This is a genomic window from Aeromonas sp. 82P, from assembly GCF_051919365.1.
GTDB lineage: Bacteria > Pseudomonadota > Gammaproteobacteria > Enterobacterales > Aeromonadaceae > Aeromonas > Aeromonas veronii.
Map to the genome: position 1 here is coordinate 1,923,424 of NZ_JBQBEV010000001.1, position 19,610 is coordinate 1,943,033.

Genomic DNA, 19,610 nt, shown 5'->3' on the forward strand with positions numbered 1-19,610 from the left:
CGCTGCCCGGCAACGGGTAGAATGAGAGGCAGTAGACCCACCGCCACCGGGCGGTGTATTGCCCTCAATGGAGATGTTCAGTGAAAGCTGTATGGGGAATTGTTTTGTCGGCGCTGTTCGTGCCGACCCTGATGGCGCAGACTGCCGACCAGACGCTCTACCGTCAGGCGTATGACGCCGTACGGGCCAATGATCAGGCCCGTTTCCAGCAAATTCGTGCCCGTTTGACCCATTACCCCCTGCTCCCTTACCTCGATTACTATCAGCTCGCCTTTCGTCCGGGGGCGGCGGATTACAACGATGTGACCCGCTTTATCCGCCAGCATGGGGATACCCCCCAGTCCAACCGGCTGGAGCGCAGCTATCTGACCTATCTGGCCCAGAGCCAGCAGTGGTCGCAGTTCCTGCGCTTCTATCCGGCCAAGCCGAGCTCCACCGATCTGCTCTGCATGCACTATCAGGCGCTCTATTACACCGGCAAGCCGAAAGAGGCGTTGCAGGGGGCGGACAAGATCTGGATGAGCGGCCAATCCCGTCCCGATGCCTGCTCAGCGCTGTTCCAGCTGTGGCAGGCATCCGGTCAGCGTACCCAGGAGAAGCTCTGGCAGCGGATGACGCTGGCGTTCGAGGCGGAAAACCCCAATCTGATCCGCCATCTTGGCGCGACCCTGGGTAGCGGCTTGCAAAGCTATGGCGATCAGATGGTGACCCTGTTCGAGCAGCCAGCCAAGGCGATGAACCCGGCCTATTTCAGCAGCAACCCCTATTCCCGCAAGCTGCTCTCCCTCGGTTTGACCCGCTATGCCAATCAGGAGCCGGAGTCGGTGCTGCGCCAGCTTGCGCTGTTTCGCAGCCGTTTCGGCCTGACCCAGGCCGAGGTGAAACCGGTAGAGCGTGCCATTGCCCGCCGCCTGCTGCTGGATCGCTCCATTGCCCAGCGCAGCTGGGTCGACAGCACGGTGAAAAAGCTGGCGGATCCCGATATCACCGAGCTGCGGGCACGTCTTGCGATTTGGGAACAGGATTGGCGTGGCCTCTCCGGCTGGGTGAAGATGATGCCGATGGCCCGTCAGAAAGAGGATCGCTGGCGCTACTGGATGGCGCGCTCCCTTGAAGTGCAGGGGCTGCAAAAACCGGCGCGGGATCTCTATCTGGAGACCGCCAACCTGCGCGGTTTCTACGGTTTCATGGCCGCCCAGCGCACCGGCGTGCCTTATCGCATCAAGAACCAGAGCGTCAAGCATGTACCGGACTGGCGCACGGCCAGTCAGCGCTGGCCCTTCCTGTTGCGGGTGCGCGAGCTTCTGTCGATGAACGAGATTGCAGCGGCCCGTTCGGAGTGGATCCACAACATGGATCGCAACCCGGTGGCCCAGCGCATCGAGTTTGGCCATATCGCCCTCAATCAGGGCTGGCACGAGCTGGCCATTCTCGCCAGCATTCGCGCCGAGGCGTGGGATGCCCTGGACCTGCGCTTCCCGCTGCCGCTCAAGCGCACCTTCTCCCAGATGGCGCAAGAGCGCACCATGAACACCAGTTTGCTCTACGCCATCTCCCGTCAGGAGAGTGCTCTCTATCCGCTGGCCCAGTCGCCGGTGGGGGCGCGCGGTCTGATGCAACTGATGCCTGCTACTGCCAAAGAGACTGCCGGCAAGCTGGGGGTGCCCTATCGCAACGAGCAGCAACTGTTTGATCCGACGATGAATATTCGTCTGGGGAGTGCCTATCTCAAGCGCTTGCTGGATGTCTATGATGGCAACCGGATCCTGGCGGCCGCCGCCTACAACGCCGGGCCGGGACGGGTAAAACGCTGGCGAGAGCAGAGTGACAACAAGCCGATGGACGTGTGGGTCGAGAGCATCCCCTACAAGGAGACCCGCAACTACGTGCAAAACGTGTTGTCGTTCGATCTCATCTATCAGCACAAGCTGCAGCAGCCGCTGCGCTTCATGTCAGAGCGGGAGCTCAATCACGCCTATTGAGTCGGGGGCCGCCAGCCGGCCCCTGTTTTCAAATTTCCCTGCTGCCGGGTATCATCGGGTAAGGTTTTGTTACCAAAGGAAACATGCCTGGTGACCTGGCTCCGGGAATTGCATCAGGCCGCAGGGTATACTCGGGCGTCGGCACCGACAGGTTCCCCCACAATAAAGGAATGGATAGTGGCAACGATTAAAGACGTTTCTCAGCTGGCAAATGTGTCTATCTCCACCGTGTCGCGGGTTATCAACAACACGGCACAGGTAGCACCGGAAAAGCGTGAGGCCGTACTGGCGGCCATGAAGGAACTGAATTTTCGACCCAACAGTTTTGCCCAGGCACTGGTCAGCAAGCGTTCCAACTGCATTGGCGTGCTGGTTGGCGACCTCTGTGGCGGCCCCTTCTTTGCCCAGATGATGCGTGGCATCGAAACCATGGTCGATCAGGCCAACAAGTTCACCATCGTCATGTCTGGCAACCACGATATCGCGCGCGAGCGTCACGCCATTCAGGCGCTGCTGCAGCGCCAGTGCGATGCGCTGATCCTCCACAGCAAGGCGCTCCCGGACGAGGAGCTGAGCGAGCTGGCGACAGGCTCTACCCCCATCGTGTTCATCAACCGTCAGGTGCCGGGCGCGGAAGATCGCTGCGTCTGGCTCGATAACCAGGCGGGGATCACCACCGCGTGCCAGCATTTGTTGGATGCCGGTCATCGCAACATCGCCTTTATCACCTCCGATGATGAAGAGTTTGTCGATGGTCAGCAGCGGATGGCCGGTTACACCCAGACTCTGGCCAGAGCCGGGATCGCCTTTGATCCTGCACTCGTCAGCCGCGCCTATGCCGACGAAAATGGCGGCTATGTGGCGATGAGTGAACTGCTGGCCCGTGGTGTCGAGTTCACGGCCGTGCTCGGTTTCAACGACGGTATGGTGGCGGGGGCGATCTCTTGCCTGCTGGAGCGGGGTTACAAGATCCCGCAGCAGGTATCGGTGGTGGGGTTCGACGATATCCCCTACGCCCGCTACATCTATCCCAAGCTCACCACGGTGCGTTACCCCATCGAGGAGATGGGCAGCCGCGCAGCCGAGCTGGCGCTGCGTCTGCTCGATCACAAGCCGGTGGACGGCCTGGCGCTCAAGTTTGAAGCCCAGCTGGTGGAGCGTGAGTCAGTCGCCTGACGTGCGTCAGACAGTGAACAACAAGGTGGCCCCATCGGGGCCACACTCTTTTCTGCGTTATCTCTCTAATCCGCTATTTATCCCGCTAGGGCGATCCGCTGCTGGCGGCGTGCCTCCACCCCTTCTGCCACCATATCGAGAAGCCGCCTTGTCTGTTCCCAGCCGATACAACTATCGGTGATCGACTGGCCGTAGCGCAGCGGTTTGCTGCCAATCTCCTGACGCCCTTCGCAGATAAAACTTTCCACCATGATGGCGGCGATGGCATGGCTACCTGCCCCCAGCTGGTTGGCAATGTCACGGGCAACCAGCAGCTGGCGGGCATGCTGCTTCTGGCTGTTGCCGTGGCTGCAATCGATCATCAGCCGGGGTGACAGATGATGCTGGCGCAGCAGCTCGCCAGCCTCTGCCACATGACAGCTCTGATAGTTGGGCAGGCGGCCACCGCGCAGGATCAGATGGCAGTCGGGGTTGCCATGGCTGCGCACCAGTGCCAGCTGGCCATCACCTGAAGGCTGGGTATAGAGGTGGGCTGCCCGGCTGGCGAGGATCGCCTCGACCGCGATCCGGATATTGCCGTCGGTGCCGTTTTTAAAACCGATGGGGCAGGGGAGGGCCGAGGCCAGTTGGCGGTGGAGCTGGGATTCGGTGGTGCGGGCACCGATAGCGCCCCAGCTGATGAGATCCCCCAGATAGAGCATGCTGGTGAGATCGAGAAATTCGGTGGCACAGGCGAGCCCTTCCTGTCCAAGTGCCAACAGTAACTCCCGGGCCTGGGATAGGCCCTTTTCCAGCCGATCGCTGCCATCGAGGTCGGGATCGAAGATAAATCCTTTCCAGCCGAGCGTCGTGCGCGGCTTTTCGAAATAGGTGCGCATCATCAGTTGCAGCTGCTCCCCGTATTGGCCCTGCAGTTCAGCCAGCCGGCCACCATAGTCGCGGGCGGCTGCTGGATCGTGAATGGAGCAGGGGCCGATCACCAGAAGCAGGCGGTCGTCCTCTCCCAGCAGAATATGGCGTGCTTGCTGGCGGCTGCGAGCGATCTGGCGAGCGAGCCGTGCCGGACAGGGTCTGGCCTTTAACATCTCGTCAGGGGTGGGCAATGTGGCAAGGGGTGAAGCATTCAGAAGTGAGGTGAACATGAGCGATCCTGATGAAAATGGAAATCTGCATGCTCTTTGCTGTCCAGTGGGGATCTCCCCCTTATTCTCTTGGTTAACAGAGCGCGGGCATGGGCCCGCGCTCTGTTATATCGACCTGGCTACCTTAGAAGCGGGCTGAGCCGCTGACGTAGTAGCTGCGACCCGGTTCGACGTTCTGGAAGACAGTATCTTTCTCTTGCAGGCGCACGTCGGTCAGGTTGTTGATCCCCAGTCGCAGGTCAAAGTTCTCGGTGACCTTGAAGCCGGTGCCGAGATCGAAGGTCTGATAGCTGGGCAGCTTGTGCAGTACGACAACCTTGTTGACGGTCTGCTCGGCAAACTGGGTGCCGGTGTAGGTGGTGCCGACAAAGGCATTGACCCGCTCGGTGGCCTGCCAGGTGATCTTGGCGTTGGCCTTGTGCTCCGGCCGCTCGGGCAGAGCCTGACCCTGATCGCCTTCCGCCTTGAGGTAGGTGTAGTTGGCGCCAAGGTTGATATCGTCGGTCAGATCGAGCTTGCCGGTCAGCTCCAACCCCTTGGTGGTGGCTTTCTCCAGGTTGTACCAGGTGCGGTCAGAATATTGCTTTTGAGGACCAGGTAACGCCTTGTTGATTAGCATGTCGTCTATGTCCGAGTAGAAGAGGGTGGCGCTGGTCTCCCAGATCCCCTCTCCTGCGATGACCCCCAGCTCGTAGTTGGTGCTGGTTTCCGGTTTGACCTTGTCATTACCATAGATGCTGCAGCGGCCTCCACAGCTCTCGGTGCTGTAGCCGTTTGTATACTGATGCGAGGCCGGCGCTTTGAAGGCCTGGCTGACACCGCCTTTCACGGTCACCACATCGTTCATCTCATAGACCAGATAGCCGCGCGGGGTGAAGTGGCTGCCGTAGAGCCCGTGGTGATCGTAGCGGCCACCGAGAGTCAGGCTCAGGCTGTCGGTCAGACCGATCTCGTCCTGAGCGAACAGCGCCTCCTGGGAGTTGCTCTCCTTGCCGCCGATATCCTGGTAACTCACCGCATCCACCAGCTCCCGATCCAGATATTCACCACCCAGGGTCAGGTAGTGGTTGGCCAGCGTCAGGTTGGTGTAGCCCTTCAAAGTAAAGTTGTTCTCTTCTTTAGGCTGCTGGTGGATTTTTAGAATGTCGTTGAAGTCATCTATCTTGGAGCTTTCGTAGTTGACCATGACGGTGGTGTCACCCCAGCTCCAGTTCCCCTTGTGGGTCAGACCAAACAGGTTGCGATCGTTTTGCTGCTGGCGGCTGTGCACCTTGTTGCCGATTTTGCGGAAGATATCGAGAGGCCGCTCATCCTGGTTGTAGAGGTAATCCAGCTCGAAGCGCTGCTGCTCATCCACCAGCCAGCTGAGGGTGGAGGCGAAGTTGCGGGTCTGTTTGGCTTCGATAAGGGGGATGCCGTCAGCGGCTTCGGTGGGGGTCCAGGCTTGACGGTCATACACCTCGCCGTTCATCCGGATCAGCAGGTTGTCGGTCAGCGGGCCGGTAAAGCCCAGGTTGGTTCTGTGCTGATCGCCGCCATCCTTGCCCTCGATGGCCTTGAAGTCGGCATCGGCCGCCCCTTGCCAGGTTTTGCCCGGCTGCTTGGTGATGATGTTGATGACACCCCCGATGGCATCGGAGCCGTAAAGTGCCGACATGGGGCCACGGATCACCTCGACCCGCTGGATCATGCCAAGGGGAACCGGAGTGTTGTCGAAGTTGCCGCCGCGCCACAGAGCATTGGAGGAGGAGAGGCGTTTGCCATCCACCAGCACCAGGGTGTATTTACCGGACATGCCGCGAATGCCAATATCGCTGCGGCCATTGGTGTCAGCTTCAGCCTGAATGCCCACTTCGTGGCGCAGCAGGTCGGCAAGGTCATTGACCGGTGCGGCGGCGATCTGTTCTGCCGTGATGACAGAGATGGAGGCCGGTGCTGAGCGGGTATTGTGCGCCGTGGTGGTGACGGTGATCACCTCATCGGCTTGAGGGGCGTTGCTGGCGGCGATCGCTTGCTGGGTCAGCAGAGTGACGATGGTGGTGGCCAGCAGGCTGGGAGCAATAAAACGGGAGGTTGAGGATTTCATTATTTACATCTTCCATAATATACAAATGATAAGCATTATCATTATCAAATTGAATTTGCTCCGATCGCAACTCTTTTTTATCGGCGAAGTTCAGTTTCGTTCGTCACCTTCTTTTGACTAAAAAGAAGTTAATGAAATTGATTCTCATTTGTATTGATCGTTTTTTCGCTCCTTGTTAGGATGCCGTTCACCCTGACATCTGGTGAGTCAAATGACTCACTTTAAGTCGTGTCAGGCAGTGATTCATTCCAAGGAGTAGCACCGTCATGTGTGACCATGCACTGGAAGGAGAGTGGCCCGCAGCAACTGCCGGGCTGGATAAAGTGTGCTGTTTTGCCAGCGGTGACAGGGTACTGGTCGCCTCCGGTATCCACGACAGTTTTACCGGTATCCCGCCGGAGAAGCTGCTCGCCCATCTGCGTCAGTTGCGCCAGCAGGGGATGGTCAATCCCATCGCCATCGGCGCCATTCCGTTTGACACCCAATCCCCCTGGCATCTGGTGATCCCGGCGCAATCGCAGTGGGTCGCAAGGGATGCGATGTTGCCCGCCAGCTGTTGCCAGCTCCATGGCGAGGTGAGTGAAGTGACCGGCTCTGCCCACTATCAGGGGGCGGTGCGGGCAGCGTTGCAGCAGTTCAGCGAGGGGCAGCTCGAGAAAGTGGTGTTGTCGCGCGCCATCGATGTGCAGAGCGCAGAGCAGACCTCCCCCGCACACGCCTATGGCTCTCTGTTGGCCCAGAATCCGGGCACCTATGTGTTCCAGGTCCCGCTGCCGGAGGGGGAGACCCTGCTTGGCGCCAGCCCCGAGCTGCTGGTGTCACGCAGCGAGATGGAAGTGGTGAGCAATCCGCTGGCGGGTTCCCGTCCGCGCCACGCGTTTTCCGATCAACAGGCGGCCTGTGTCGAACTGTTGGGGGCGCAGAAGGATCGCTATGAACATGCGCTGGTGGCCGATGCGGTCGCCACCGCCCTCGCTCCCTTCTGCCGCGAGCTGGACGTCCCTCAGGAGCCGCAGGTGATCGCCACTCCTACCATGTGGCACCTCTCGACCCGCATCGCCGGACGGCTCCATGAGCCCTCTCCCGTGCTGGCTCTGGCGCTGGCACTGCACCCGACACCGGCGGTGTGCGGCACGCCGCTCTCGGCAGCGCGTCAGGCCATCGCCCGGCTTGAGGGGTACGATCGCCGCTTCTACTGCGGCGCAGTCGGCTGGATGGATGCCGACGGCAATGGCGAGTGGGTAGTCACCATTCGCTGTGGCGTGCTTGCCGGCAGACAGCTGCGGCTCTATGCCGGCGCCGGGGTGGTGGTGGGCTCTTCGCCGGAAGCAGAGTGGCAAGAGACCGCCGCCAAGCTTGGCACCATGCTGCGCGCCTTTGGCCTCGAGAACCGGGAGCCGGAGGTGACAACATGAAGCCGCTGGTACCCTTTACCCCCTGGCCCGCCGAGCTGGCAGCCCACTACCGGGCACAAGGGTGGTGGCGCGGACAACCGCTCACCGCCCTGCTCGATGACTCTGCCGAACGTGATCCCGAGCGCACGGCCCTGATCTGTGGCGAACGCACCCTCAGTTATGGCCAGTTAAAGCGTGAGGTCGATGCGCTGGCGGCGCGGTTGGCCGCGTGCGGGCTGGGCCATGGCGATACCGCGCTGGTGCAGTTGCCCAACTGCGCCGAGTTCTATATCTGCTGGTTTGCCCTGATCCGCTGCGGCGTGGTGGCGGTGCATGCCCTCTACAGCCATCAGCGGCGCGAGCTGGTGGCCTTTGCCCGCCAGATTGAGCCCACCTTGCTGGTACTCAGCCCCTCCCATCCCGGCTTTGCCGGTGAAGCGGGGAGCTTGGCGGCTCTTGATGAGCGGGTATCGCCTTCTTGCCAGACACTGCTGTTCGAGCAGGCTGAAGGCTCCGATCTTCAGTCAGGATTTGCATGGCGTCAGCCTGACCTGATAGCCCGTGCTGATGGTTCGCCGTTGGCGGCTACTGCGTTAACCCCTACACCGACTCCTGCCGATCAAGTTGCCTTTTTCCAGCTCTCCGGCGGCAGCACCGGCACCCCCAAACTGATCCCCCGTACCCACGATGACTATGGCTACAGCGTGCGCCAGAGCGTAGCGGTGTGCGGTTGGGATGAGCGGGTGATCTATCTATGCGCCCTGCCAGCGCCCCACAACTTTCCCCTGAGCTCCCCCGGGTCACTCGGGGTGTTTTATGCCGGTGGCTGCGTGGTGCTGGCAAAGGATCCCTCTGCAGTAACCTGTCTGCCGCTGGTGCAGCGCCATCAGGTCAACTGGGCGGCACTGGTGCCACCGGCTCTGGCGCTCTGGCTGGAGGTGGCCAGCCACTATCCGCAGACCTCTCTGGAGTGTGTGCAGGTGGGCGGTGCGCGCCTCAGCCCGGCTCACGCCGAGGTGGTGGCGAGCCGCCTCGGCTGCCGCTTGCAGCAGGTGTTCGGCATGGCCGAGGGGCTGGTCAACTACACCCGCACCGAGGATGACCAGTGGCACATCGTCAATACCCAGGGTTGCCCGATGAGCCCGGGCGACGAGGTGGAGGTGCGAGGCAGCGACGGGCGCCCCTTGCCCGATGGCGAGTGCGGCGAGCTCTGGACACGTGGCCCCTACACCTTTCGCGGCTACTTCAAGGCCGATGCCCACAATCAGCGCGCCTTCGACCGGGACGGTTTCTACTGCTCCGGCGATCTGGTCTGCCGCTTGCCCAGTGGTCATCTGATGGTGGTGGGGCGCAACAAGGATCAGATCAACCGGGGTGGGGAGAAGATCGATGCCCTCGAGATTGAAGAGCTGTTGCTGACCCACCCGGAGGTGCGGCAGGCGGCACTGGTCGCCATGCCGGATCCCATGCTCGGGGAGCGCAGCTGCGCCTTTCTGATGTGCCGCGAGCCCCTCAATCTGCCCCGCTTGCGCCGTTTCCTGCGCGAGCAGGGGGTGGCCGATTACAAACTACCCGATCGCCTGGTGCTGGTGGAGCAACTGCCCCACACCCCGGTCGGCAAGATAGACAAACAGACGCTGCGCGAGCAGCTCGCCAAGGAGTGTGCATGACCATTCAATCCCTCGCCGCCTATCCGCTGCCTACCGCCGAGGAGCTGCCTACCGGGCGGGTGAACTGGCCCTTCGAACCGGGCCGCGCCGCCTTGCTGGTCCACGATATGCAGCACTATTTCGTCGACTTCTACGGGCCGGGCAATCCGCTGATCAATCAGGTCATCGACCATATCGCCACCCTGATCCGTCAGGCACGTATTCTTGGCATGCCGGTGGTCTATACCGCCCAGCCCGCCGAGCAGAGTCAGGCCGATCGGGCGCTGCTCAACGACATGTGGGGGCCGGGGTTGACCCGGGCGCCGGAGCGTCAGCCGATTGTTTCGGCGCTGGCCCCCGAGCCGCAGGATACGGTGCTGACCAAGTGGCGCTACAGCGCTTTTTGCCGCTCACCGCTGGCCGAGCTGATGGCCGGATGGGGGCGGGATCAGCTGGTGATCTGCGGCATCTACGGTCATATCGGGGTGATGCAGACGGCGGTCGATGCTTTTATGCGCGATATCCGCCCCTTCCTGGTGGCTGATGCCATCGCCGACTTCTCCCGCGAGGATCATCTGCTGGCGCTATCCTACGTCAGCCGCAATGCCGGTCGGGTGATTACCGTGGCCGAGGTGATGGCGGCCAGCAAACGCCCCCAGACTCGCGAGTCGCTGCGTGCTCAGGTGTTGGCGCGGCTGCCCGCCGAGATGCAGCATGAGCAGCCCACCGAGGATGACAACCTGCTCGACTACGGTCTCGACTCGCTGGCGGTGATGGGGCTGGTGGAAGAGTGGCGCCAGCAGGGGCTGGTGGTGGAGCTGGCCGAGCTGGCCCGCACGCCGACCCTGGCTCACTGGTGGGCGCTCCTCTCCCGTCAGCTTAATACCAGTCAACCCAATGTCAGTCAGGGCACGGCTTATCAGGTCAACGAAGAGCACGTCAGCGAACCGGAGTGCACCCCATGAGCGAGTGGCAAGGCAGAACCGTCTGGGTGACCGGCGCGGCGCAGGGAATTGGCCATGCGGTGGCACGCACCTTTGCAGAGGCGGGAGCCAGCGTGGTGGCGTTCGATCTGCAACTGGCCGAGGCGCTGCCCGGCAACGTGAAGGGAGTGGTGATCGATGTCAGCGACAGCGAGGCCGTGACCCGCTGCTGCGAACAGCTGCTGGACGAGGGACTGGGGCCCGATGTGCTGGTCAATGTCGCGGGCGTACTGGCGACCGGCAGGCTCGATGAGGTGGATGACGCTCTGTTGCTGCGCACCTTCGCCATCAACACCTTCGCCCCCTTCTACCTGATGCGGGCCCTGACCCCTTGGTTTCAGGGGCGGCGCAGGGGCGCCATCGTCAATGTCTCCTCCAATGCCGGTCGGGTGCCGCGAGTGGGGATGGGCATCTATGGCGCCTCCAAGGCGGCGCTGACCAGTCTCACCCAAACGGCAGGGCTGGAACTCGCCCCCTATGGGGTGCGCTGCAATCTGGTGTCACCGGGCTCGACCCGTACCCCGATGCTGTACGGCATGTGGCAGGAGGGGGAACAGCGCGAAGGGGAGCTGCGCACCATCGCGGGCCTGCCCGGGCAGTTCAAGCTGGGGATCCCCCTTGGCAAATTGGGAACACCCGACGAGGTGGCTGCCTGCGTGCTGTTTCTCGCCTCCGATGCCGCCAGCCATATCACCCTGCAGGATCTGGTGGTCGATGGCGGTGCCACATTGGGGGTCTAGCCCGCGCGCTGCCGATCTGGCAGGCGTGACACTCTCTTTATGGAGGAGGCCTGGCCTCCTCGCTTTTCAGCCATGCGGGCAGGGGTAAGTCGCTGCCCGCTCGATGTTTGCGCAAGGACATTCCCATGGAACAGACAATGGCGATGCGCGCCACCCACCAGCGCGGTGAGCACCCGCGCTGGCCGCTAACCACAGCTCAGGCTGGCATCTGGTTTGCCCAGCAAAAATATCCGCAGAGCCCCGCCTGCAATACCGGCGAGTACTGGCTGCTGGAGGGGGGGCTGGCTCCCCATCACTTCACCCGCGCGGTGCGCCAGACTATCGACGAGATCCCCGGTCTGCACTGCGCCTTTGTGGCTACTGCCGATGGCCCGCAGATGGTGGCCAACCCCGCCTGCTGGCAGCTGGCAGAGCGAGATTTGCGCAGCGAAGCCGACCCACTCGCGGCCGCGCAGGTCGAGATGCGTGCGCAGCTGGCCGTCCCCTTCAATCTGGCCGGGGGGCCGCTGTTTGCCACCACCCTCTATCGCCTTGGTGAGGGGCGGTGGGCCTGGTTTATTGCCGTGCACCATATCGCCATCGATGGCTTTGGCCTGAGCCTGCTCTGCCAGCGGGTGGCCAATTGGTATGAGGCGCTCTGCGTCGGCGAGCAGCCAGCACCCTGCCACTATGCGACCCAGCAGGAGTTGCTGGCCGAGGAGGTGGCCTATCAAGATTCACCGCGCGCCGCGCGGGATCGCGATTTCTTCGTGCAGCAGCTGGCCGGGGTGGAGAATCCGGCGTCGCTCTCCCGCCGTCCGGCGCAAGGGCCGGGCCCCACATATCGTCTTGAGCAGCGGCTGGCTGGCCGCCAGTGGCAGGCATTGGTGGCACGGGCGAGTCGTTCGGCCTGTCACCCATACAGTCTGCTGCTGGCGGCGGTGGCCAACTATGTGCAGCGGATGAGCGGCGCTGGCGAGGTGGTGCTAGGTATTCCGCTGATGGGGCGGCTGGGCTCAGCGGCGGCCGATACCCCCTGCATGAAGGTCAATGTGGTGCCCCTGCGCATCGAGCTGAGCGGCACCAGCCGGGTAGGGGAGTTGCTGGCACAGGTCGAGCGGCAATTTGCCGCCCTGCGCCGTCATCAGGGCTGCCGTCAGGAGTGGTTGCAACAGCGTCAGCCGGGCCAGCCGCTGTTTGGCCCTCAGGTCAACCTGATGCCCTTTGCCCGTACCCTCAGCTTTGGTGAAGGGCACAACCAGGTTCGTGGCGAGGTGCAGGTGCTGGCGGCGGGGCCGGTGGAGGAGTGCGCCTTTTACTTTGCCGAGGAGGCTGGCGCGATGACCCTGACCCTCGAAGCACATCAGGGGCGCTTCAGCCAACAGGAGAGTGAACGTCATCTGGCCCGGCTGGTAGCTTATCTGGCGGCCTGGAGTGAGGCGGGTGACGAGGCCCTGGCGGTGCGCTTGCCGCTGCTGTTGCCCTGCGAGCAGGCTGAGCTGGCGCGCTGGAACCAAACCGACCATCCGTTGCCGACCACCACCCTGAGCGCACTACTGGCCGAGGGGCTGGCGGCGGCAGATCAGAGCGCCATCGCGCTGGAGTGTGGCGCCGAGCGCTGGAGTGTGGCCGAGCTGCGTCAGCGTACCCGCCAGCTGGCCAGCTATCTGGCGGGGAGGGGAGTGGGCCCCGGTTGTCGGGTGGCGGTGGCGATCCCGCGCTCTCCTGAGCTTATTCTCGCCCAGCAGGCCATCATGGCGGTGGGGGCCGTCTATGTACCCGTTGACCCGGACTACCCGGCGGAGCGGATCGGCTACATTCTCGCCAGCAGCGATCCTGCGCTGGTGTTGACCAGTCGCACCTTGCGGATGCCGCTCGATGTGGCCGCGCCACTTGTCTGCCTCGATGCCCCCGGTGTCGCAGAGCAGCTGGCGGCGGTAGCACCTTGTGATCTGCCAGCCCCCGGGCCGGAAGATGCGGCCTACATCATCTACACCTCCGGTTCGACCGGTCGGCCCAAAGGGGTGGTGGTGAGCCACGGCGCCATCGTCAACCGACTGCTCTGGATGCAGCACATGTATCCCATCGGCCCGGCGGATCGGGTGCTGCAAAAGACCCCGGCCGGTTTCGATGTCTCCATCTGGGAGTTCTTCTGGCCCTTTATGACCGGTGCGAGGCTGGTGCTCGCCAAACCGGGCGGCCACAAGGATCCCGCCTACCTTGCCGAGCTGATTGAGCAGGCCGGGATCACCACCTTGCACTTTGTCCCCTCCATGCTGCAGATCTTTGTCACTCAGGCCGAGCCTGCCCGTTGCCGCGCCCTGCGGCAGGTATTTTGCTCCGGCGAGGCGCTGCCCGCGGATCTGGTGCAGCGCTGGTATGGGGCATTTTCAGCCCCCCTGCACAACCTCTATGGCCCGACCGAGGCGGCGGTGGATGTCACCTGGTATCCCTGCCGGGCAGACGAGGTGGTGACCAGCGTGCCCATCGGCTATCCGGTCTGGAATACCAGCATCCACATTCTCGACCCCTGGTTGCAGCCGGTGCCGCCCGGTGTGGCGGGGGAGCTCTGGATCGGCGGTGTGCAGGTGGCGGAGGGGTACTTTGGCCAGCCCGAGCTCACCGCCGAGCGCTTTATTGCCAACCCCTTCGGGGCGGGACGGCTCTATCGCAGCGGCGATCTGGCCGCCTGGCGTGAGGATGGCGCTATTGAGTATCTGGGGCGCCTCGATTTTCAGGTGAAGATCCGCGGTCAACGCATCGAACTGGAGGAGATCGAGCAGGTGCTGCTGCGCCATCCCCGGGTGGCGCAGGCGGTGGTGCTGGCCCCCGAATTTACCCCCGGCAATCGCCGTCTTGTGGCCTATGTGGTGGCCGCAGATAGCACAGAGCTGACGCTGGCCGAGCTTACACCTGCCCTTGGCGCTGCCTTGCCTGACTACATGGTGCCGGGGCTCCTGGTCACTCTGGCTGAGCTGCCGCTCATTCCCAATGGCAAGCTGGATCGCAAGGGGCTGCCACTGCCCGACATGGCGTCGGCGGTGGGTCAGTCACTGCCGAAAAACCTGCTGGAGGAGCGGCTCTGTCGCCTCTTCGCCGAGGTTCTGGGGCTGGCGCGGGTCGGCGCCGACGATAACTTCTTTGCCCTCGGCGGCCACTCCCTGCTGGCGGCGCAACTGGTGGTGCGCATTGAAGAGTCGACCGGACAGGCGCTCACTTTGGCCAGTCTGTTCGAAGCACCGAGCCCTGCCCAGCTGGCGCGTCGTCTTGGCGGCGAGCGGGAGGCGATGCCCATGCTGTTGCCCCTGCGGGCGCATGGTGCGCAGTCTGGCACATCGTGCCCCACCCTCTTTTGCGTCCACCCCGCAGGGGGGCTCGGCTGGTGTTATGCGCCACTGGTGCCCCATCTGCCGACCGACATGGCGGTCTATGCCCTGCAGGCGCGGGCGCTCTGTCAGCCGGATGCCCCGCTGCCCGTCAGCTTCGACGAGTTGGCCCTCGACTATGTGACCGAGCTGCGTCGTCAGCAGAACGAGGGGCCCTACTGGCTGCTCGGCTGGTCGCTCGGGGGGATGCTGGTGCACCGGATGGCCGCCATGCTGCAAGAGCAGGGACAGGAGGTGGCCATGGTGCTGCTGCTCGATGCCTACCCCTGTCAGCAGTGGCAGACCCAGCCGTTGCCCGACGAGCAGCGGATGCTCGATGCGTTGCTGCGGATGGGAGGCATTGCGGTTGCGGACGAGGCGCTCGATTCCCTTACTCGGGGCGACGTGGTGGCCCGACTGGGTGCAGAGGGGAGTGCACTGGCCATGCTCGACGAGCAGGTGGTGAGCGCCATGATTGAGCTGGTTGGCCACAACAACCGGCTGATCCGTCAGCCGGTCGACTACTGCTACCACGGGGAGGTGATCTTTATCGAGGCGTCAGCTTCCCGCCAGCTCTGGCTGGATGGACGCGGTTGGGAGTCGCTGACAGAAGGCAAAATCCGCTATGAGCGCTTCCCCTGCCTCCATCAGGAGATGGTGCATCCCGACTGGCTGGCGCAGGTCGGCGCCCTTATTGGTGAGCGGGTCGATGGGGTCTGGCAACAACCGTACATCCGGCAGGAGGGGGACGCATGACCCCGGTTGCCGCCATCCGGGAAGCCTTGCTGGCGGGCAAGCTGGTAGGGCTGGGAGAGCCGCACTGGCACCCGGATTTTATCCGGCGCCAGCACGTCTGGCTCTGCGATCCGGCGCTCTGGGGAGTCATGACCGATCTGGTGCTGGAGTGCGGCAACCGCCGCCATCAGGGCTTGCTCGATGCCTGGCTGACGGGGGAGGAGTGCTGGCAGGGTGAGCCGCTGACGCTGGCGCGGCTCTATCCGGTCTGGCTCGACTCCTGCGCCTTTCCTGCCTGGATGGCCCCCGAGTTTCCGGCTCTCTTTTCCGCTCTGCGCCAGAGCAATCTGGCGCGCCCTGAACATGTGCGGCTGCGGGTGCATCTCTGCGAGCCCTTATTCGAGTGGCAGGAGATGAGCCCGGAGCGGTGGCAGCAACACAACAGGGGACGGGATCAGGCGCTGGCCGACTATCTTCTAACACTTCCCGCCCGCGGCGTGGTGGTGCTGGCAGGGGCGCGTCATCTGCTCAAAGCCGCAGGGGATCCCCACTTTGCTCAGCCGACGCTGGGCCAGTTGCTGGAGGCGGCAAGACCGGGTTGGCTGCAGGTGCTTCACCCCTGGCCAATGGTTGATGGGAAGGGTGATGAGAAAGAGGAGCGGGTGTGCGAGCTGGTCGGTATCACGACTGCCGATCTCTATCCACACTGGCCGGTGCATCCGCCGCTGGAAACTCTTATCGACAGGTTGGTGCGGGTGGCTGACCGGGGACGGGAGATGCGAATTTGCCCGACCTTGCTGGCCGAGCCCTGGCGCAGCCGCTTGCTGAGTCGCGCTCACTTGCTGCCAGTTGGCATGGCCCGCCAGCTGCAACACTGGCTGGCGTAACTGCTGGTTGGAGTAACCCCTGACAGAAGTAACAGCTAACTGAAGTAACTCAATGGGGGAGCAAGGCTCCCCTTTTTCACATTTGGCATCCTGCGTTCAGTGCTGCAAAGTTGCACCATTTACGGCATACCTTGCCACTCATCGCCGAAAATTCAGCTCCTTCGCTACTTTAAAGAAGTTTCTACTGGTCTTACCTGAGTAAATTTCTTTGCTTTTTATTTAACAAAGTATTTACATCTAGGTGTCACCAGCATCGGTGACGCTCACAACGGCAAGGAGCCAGTTATGACCCATGTCTACATCCCTTTCCTTCGTTACCTCGATGCGGAAGGGTGCCCGGTCGCCACCTTACCGACCTGGCTGGACAAGGCGATACTGCACACCTTCTACCGCAATATGGTGATGGTGCGCAGCTATGACAAAAAAGCGATTGCGCTGCAACGAACCGGCAAGCTCGGTACTTTTCCCTCCCATCTCGGCGCAGAAGCCGTGGGGATTGGCATTGGTCTCGCCATGCAGCCGCAGGATGTCTACGTTCCCTACTATCGGGACATGCCCACCCTCTATGTGCGGGGCGTACCGATGGAGAAGAACCTGCAATATTGGGGCGGTGACGAGCGGGGGAGTTATTTTCTCAAACCCGATGGGACTCCCTCTGAAGATCTCCCCATCTGCGTCCCCATCGCCACCCAGATCACCCACGCCTGCGGTATTGCCTCGGCCTTCAAACTGCGTAATCAACCGCGGGTTGCCGTAGTCACTATCGGCGACGGCGGCACCTCCAAGGGGGATTTTCTGGAGGGGCTGAACTGCGCCGGTGTCTGGCACCTGCCCATGGTCATCATCGTCAACAACAACCAGTGGGCCATCTCGGTGCCGCGCAAGCTGCAATCGAGCGCTCCTACGCTGGCCCAGAAGGGGATTGGTGCCGGGGTGCGCAGCCTGCAGGTGGATGGCAACGATGTGGTGGCGGTCTACGATGCCGCGCGCAGTGCCGTAGAGCGGGCCCGCAGCGGCAAGGGGCCGACCCTGATAGAAGCGGTCAGTTATCGCCTCGGCGATCACACCACGGCCGACGATGCCACGCGCTATCGAGATGGGGCCGAGGTCGAGGCCGCCTGGGCGAAAGAGCCGGTCAAGCGGCTGCGCCAGTTTATGCACAGCCAGGGCTGGTGGGATGAAGAACAGGAGCAGAGCCTGCTGGCGGAGGCTACCCGAGAGGTCGAACAGGCGGTCGCCCGCTATGAGGCGATGGCGCCCCAGCCGCCGGAGGCGATGCTCGATTATCACTACGCCAGCCTGCCCGCCGAACTCCTGCCCCAGCGCGAGCGAGTGATTGCCAAGGGGATGAAGCAGGAGGTTGGCCATGAGTGAGATCAGTTTGCTGGAAGCGGTCAACATGGCCCTTCACTACGAGATGGAGCACGACCCTGATGTGGTGGTACTGGGCGAGGACGTGGGGGTCAACGGCGGGGTGTTTCGCGCCACTGTGGGCTTGCGCGACAAGTTCGGTTTCAAGCGGGTGATCGACACGCCGCTGGCCGAGGGATTAATCGCCGGGGTGGCGGTCGGCATGGCCACCCAGGGGCTCAAGCCGGTGGCTGAGTTCCAGTTTCAGGGTTTCATCTTCCCCGGGATGGAGCAGATCATCTGTCAGGCGGCGCGGATGCGAAACCGCACCCGTGGCCGCCTCTCCTGTCCCCTCGTCTATCGCTCCCCGTATGGCGCGGGCATTCACTCGCCGGAGCATCACAGCGAGAGTGTCGAGGCGCTGTTTGCTCATATTCCAGGGCTGCGAGTTGTGATCCCCTCCAGCCCGAGACGCGCCTATGGTTTGCTGCTCTCGGCCATCCGCGATCCGGATCCCGTGATGTTTTTCGAACCGGACCGCATTTATCGCTCGATGAAATCCGAGGTGGTGGATGACGGTGTCGGCTTGCCGCTGGATGTCTGCTTCACCCTGCGCCCGGGCCGAGATATCACGGTAGTGGCTTGGGGTGCCTGCATTCAGGAGGTGATGCGGGCGGCGAACCTGTTGGCCGAGCAGGATATCCAGTGCGAGGTGCTGGATCTGGCCACCATCAAGCCGCTGGATATGGAGACCATCCTCACCTCGGTGCGCAAGACCGGCCGGTTGCTGGTGGTGCATGAGGCGTGTGGCAGCTTCGGGGTCGGGGCCGAAATTGTGGCGCGGGTGACCGAGCAGGCACTCCCCAGCCTCAAGGCGCCGCCCAAACGGCTGACCGGCGTGGATGCAGCTGTTCCCTACTATCGCAACGAAGCGTATTACCTCATCACCGAGCAGGATATCGCCGATGCCGCTCACCAGCTGATGGAGAACCAGTGGCTATGAAATTTTTCAAATTACCGGATCTGGGTGAAGGGTTGGCCGAAGCCGAGATCGTCGAGTGGAAGGTGAGTGCCGGTGATACCGTTGCGGTCGATCAGGTGCTCTTGTCGGTGGAAACGGCCAAGGCGCTGGTGGATGTACCCTCTCCGGTAGCCGGGGTGATTGCCCGTCTCTGCGGCGCCGAAGGGGATATCCTCCATATCGGTGCGCCGCTGGTGGAGTTCGAGGGTGGCGAAGATGATGGCACCGTGGTGGGCAAGGTGAGCGCCCATCAGCAACATATCGAGGATCACTTCGTGGTAGGGGCCATTGCCCCGGGTGGTGCGCTGGTGCAAGCCATGCCTGCCGTGCGCCTGCTGGCACAAAAACTGGGTCTGGATATCGACCGGATCAAGGGAAGTGGCAGCGGCGGCATGGTGACCGAACTGGATGTGCAGCAGGCATTCGAGTCACAGCAAAGCAGTGGCAACGAATTCCTCAAAGGGTCGCGCAGGGCCATGGCCAAGGCGATGGAGCTCTCTCATCAGACTGTGGTGCCGGTCAGCATCACCGACGAGGTGGATTTGCGTCACTGGCGGCCTGATGAGGATGTGACGGTGCGCCTTATCAAGGCCATTGGCGTTGCGTGCCGCGCCGAGCCCTCGATGAACGCCTGGTTCGATGGCGAAACCCTGTCACGGCGTCTGTTTAAAGAGGTCAATGTGGCCATCGCGGTGGATTCAAAGCATGGCCTCTATGTGCCGGTGATGGAGAACGTGGCCGAGCGGGAGGGGGCAGATATCCGGCAGGGGCTGGATCGGATGATCGCCGATGTGAAGGCACGCGCCGTGCCGCGCGAGATGTTGCAGGGGGCGACCATTACGCTCACCAACTTCGGCGCCATCGCAGGCCGCTATGCCAGCCCCATCGTGACTCCGCCGCAGGTGGCCATCATAGGGGCAGGCAAACTGTTCGAAAAAGTGGTGTTCATCCATGGTGAAGCGCGTCCCGTCAGGGCATTGCCGCTGTCGATGACATTTGACCACAGAGCCTGTACTGGCGGGGAGGCGGCTCGTTTTCTCAGAGCGCTGGTCGAAGCGTTGGAAGCAGCCACCTTATAACGGTTTGTGCCCTGCCGTTGGCAGGGCACAAATTTGTTTGCG

At 62.6% G+C, this 19,610-nt stretch carries 13 protein-coding genes; 11 read left to right on the top strand and 2 right to left on the bottom strand.

Going from position 1 to position 19,610, the window contains the following annotated elements:
• Nucleotides 1–80: 80 nt before the first annotated feature.
• Both ACTG2S_RS08940 and ACTG2S_RS08945 read left to right on the top strand, forming a co-directional pair.
• A complete protein-coding gene (locus ACTG2S_RS08940; RefSeq protein WP_201945497.1) occupies nucleotides 81–1,982 on the top strand; it encodes a transglycosylase SLT domain-containing protein in 1,902 nt (633 codons plus the stop codon).
• Between the two features lie 177 nt (nucleotides 1,983–2,159).
• A complete protein-coding gene (locus ACTG2S_RS08945) occupies nucleotides 2,160–3,158 on the top strand; it encodes a LacI family DNA-binding transcriptional regulator (RefSeq protein ID WP_201945496.1) in 999 nt (332 codons plus the stop codon).
• Between the two features lie 77 nt (nucleotides 3,159–3,235).
• Here ACTG2S_RS08945 and ACTG2S_RS08950 read toward each other — a convergent pair whose 3' ends face one another.
• Both ACTG2S_RS08950 and ACTG2S_RS08955 read right to left on the bottom strand, forming a co-directional pair.
• Nucleotides 3,236–4,300 carry a 3-deoxy-7-phosphoheptulonate synthase gene (locus ACTG2S_RS08950; protein WP_439982356.1) on the bottom strand — a complete coding sequence of 355 codons (1,065 nt, stop codon included), beginning with the start codon at nucleotides 4,298–4,300 and terminating at the stop codon, nucleotides 3,236–3,238.
• 124 nt (nucleotides 4,301–4,424) lie between these two features.
• Nucleotides 4,425–6,386 (bottom strand): TonB-dependent receptor domain-containing protein, encoded by a 1,962-nt coding sequence (locus ACTG2S_RS08955; RefSeq protein WP_201945494.1) that lies wholly within the window; start codon nucleotides 6,384–6,386, stop codon nucleotides 4,425–4,427.
• A 266-nt stretch (nucleotides 6,387–6,652) separates the two neighbouring features.
• On the opposite strand from ACTG2S_RS08955, the gene ACTG2S_RS08960 reads away from it, so the two are divergent.
• The 9 genes from ACTG2S_RS08960 to ACTG2S_RS09000 all read left to right on the top strand — a co-directional run bounded on the left by ACTG2S_RS08960 (nucleotide 6,653) and on the right by ACTG2S_RS09000 (nucleotide 19,568).
• On the top strand, nucleotides 6,653–7,801 hold the full coding sequence (locus ACTG2S_RS08960; protein WP_201945493.1) for an isochorismate synthase: 1,149 nt from the start codon (nucleotides 6,653–6,655) through the stop codon (nucleotides 7,799–7,801).
• Nucleotides 7,798–9,450, top strand: coding sequence for a (2,3-dihydroxybenzoyl)adenylate synthase (locus ACTG2S_RS08965; RefSeq protein WP_201945491.1), 1,653 nt, complete (start codon nucleotides 7,798–7,800; stop codon nucleotides 9,448–9,450). Before ACTG2S_RS08960 ends, ACTG2S_RS08965 begins: the two co-directional genes overlap by 4 nt.
• On the top strand, nucleotides 9,447–10,394 hold the full coding sequence (locus ACTG2S_RS08970; RefSeq protein WP_201945489.1) for an isochorismatase family protein: 948 nt from the start codon (nucleotides 9,447–9,449) through the stop codon (nucleotides 10,392–10,394). The genes ACTG2S_RS08965 and ACTG2S_RS08970 overlap by 4 nt, the downstream gene beginning before the upstream one ends.
• The gene (gene dhbA / locus ACTG2S_RS08975) at nucleotides 10,391–11,152 is read left to right on the top strand and encodes a 2,3-dihydro-2,3-dihydroxybenzoate dehydrogenase (protein WP_201945487.1); all 762 of its coding nucleotides are present in this window, start codon (nucleotides 10,391–10,393) and stop codon (nucleotides 11,150–11,152) included. Before ACTG2S_RS08970 ends, dhbA begins: the two co-directional genes overlap by 4 nt.
• Nucleotides 11,153–11,277: 125 nt before the next feature.
• The gene (locus ACTG2S_RS08980) at nucleotides 11,278–15,252 is read left to right on the top strand and encodes a non-ribosomal peptide synthetase (protein WP_201945484.1); all 3,975 of its coding nucleotides are present in this window, start codon (nucleotides 11,278–11,280) and stop codon (nucleotides 15,250–15,252) included.
• Nucleotides 15,249–16,118: a hypothetical protein gene (locus tag ACTG2S_RS08985; protein ID WP_201945482.1), complete on the top strand. Its 870-nt coding sequence runs from the start codon at nucleotides 15,249–15,251 to the stop codon at nucleotides 16,116–16,118. The genes ACTG2S_RS08980 and ACTG2S_RS08985 overlap by 4 nt, the downstream gene beginning before the upstream one ends.
• Before the next feature lie 285 nt (nucleotides 16,119–16,403).
• Complete coding sequence (gene pdhA, locus ACTG2S_RS08990) at nucleotides 16,404–17,492, top strand: pyruvate dehydrogenase (acetyl-transferring) E1 component subunit alpha (RefSeq protein WP_201945481.1); 1,089 nt, start codon at nucleotides 16,404–16,406, stop codon at nucleotides 17,490–17,492.
• Nucleotides 17,485–18,471, top strand: a complete 987-nt coding sequence (locus ACTG2S_RS08995; RefSeq protein WP_021231077.1) for an alpha-ketoacid dehydrogenase subunit beta — start codon at nucleotides 17,485–17,487, stop codon at nucleotides 18,469–18,471. Before pdhA ends, ACTG2S_RS08995 begins: the two co-directional genes overlap by 8 nt.
• A complete protein-coding gene (locus tag ACTG2S_RS09000; RefSeq protein ID WP_179903571.1) occupies nucleotides 18,468–19,568 on the top strand; it encodes a dihydrolipoamide acetyltransferase family protein in 1,101 nt (366 codons plus the stop codon). The genes ACTG2S_RS08995 and ACTG2S_RS09000 overlap by 4 nt, the downstream gene beginning before the upstream one ends.
• The last annotated feature ends 42 nt before the right edge of the window (nucleotides 19,569–19,610 follow it).